Annotated in this window: 1 protein-coding gene; it reads right to left on the minus strand. The window is 74.7% G+C overall.

What is annotated here, in order from left to right:
- Positions 1–942, minus strand: a 942-nt coding sequence (locus NBZ83_RS32355; RefSeq protein WP_261576539.1) for a 3-hydroxyacyl-CoA dehydrogenase family protein, incomplete at its 3' end; no start/stop codon positions are given.
- Between the last annotated feature and the right edge of the window lies 1 nt (position 943).

A 943-nucleotide genomic window follows, 5' to 3' on the forward strand; every position in this document is an offset into this window, starting at 1 on the left:
CTCCCCACCAGCTGCGCCCTCCCCACCAGCCGTCCCGCCGGGCTCCCTGACCGCACCGGGGTCCGCCCTGCCGGGGCCCCGGGGAACCACCTCGGTGGTGTCCGTCCCCGGGTACGTGTAGAAGCCGCGGCCGGTCTTGCGGCCCAGCAGGCCGGCCGCGACGAGCTGGCCCAGCAGCGGCGCCGGGGCATGCAGGTGATCGCGGGTCTGGTCGTACATCGACGCGAGGATGGCGTGCGCGGCGTCGAGGCCGATGAGGTCCAGCAGGGCCAGCGGCCCCATCGGGTGACCGCAGCCGAGCCGCATCGCGGCGTCGATGTCCTCCCGGGTGGCGAAGCGCGCCTCGACCATCCGCACCGCGTTGTTGAGGTAGCCGAACAGCAGCGCGTTGACGATGAACCCGGCCCGGTCCGCGGCGACGACGGCCGTCTTGCCGACCGCGCCCACCAGCGAGACCACCGCGGCCAGGGCATCGGGGTCGGTCACCACCGTGCGGACGACCTCGACCAGGCCCATCACCGGAGCCGGGTTGAACCAGTGCATGCCGAGCACCCGCGCCGAGCGACCGGTGCCCGCGGCGAGCTCCGTCACGGACAGGGAGCTCGTGTTCGTCGCGAGGACGGTCGCCGGCGGGCAGACCTCGTCGAGCCGGGCGAACAGCGCGGTCTTGACGTCGAGCCGTTCGTCGACGGCCTCGATCACCAGGTCGCAGCCGGCCACCGCGGCGAGTTCGGTGCCAAGGCTCAGCCGGCCGAGCAGGTCACCGCGGTCGGCGTCGGCCAGGCGGCCGTGCCGGGCCGCCCGGTTCAGGGAACGCTCGATCCGCGCGTTCCCCTGGGCCAGCGCTTCGGCGTCCCGTTCGACGCCGACGACGTCGAGCCCGGCCCGGGCCAGCACCTCGGCGATCCCGGCCCCCATGGTGCCGAGCCCGACCACCCCGATC

This window comes from Frankia gtarii (assembly GCF_025403375.1).
In the GTDB taxonomy this organism is placed as follows: Bacteria; Actinomycetota; Actinomycetes; order Frankiales; family Frankiaceae; genus Frankia; species Frankia gtarii.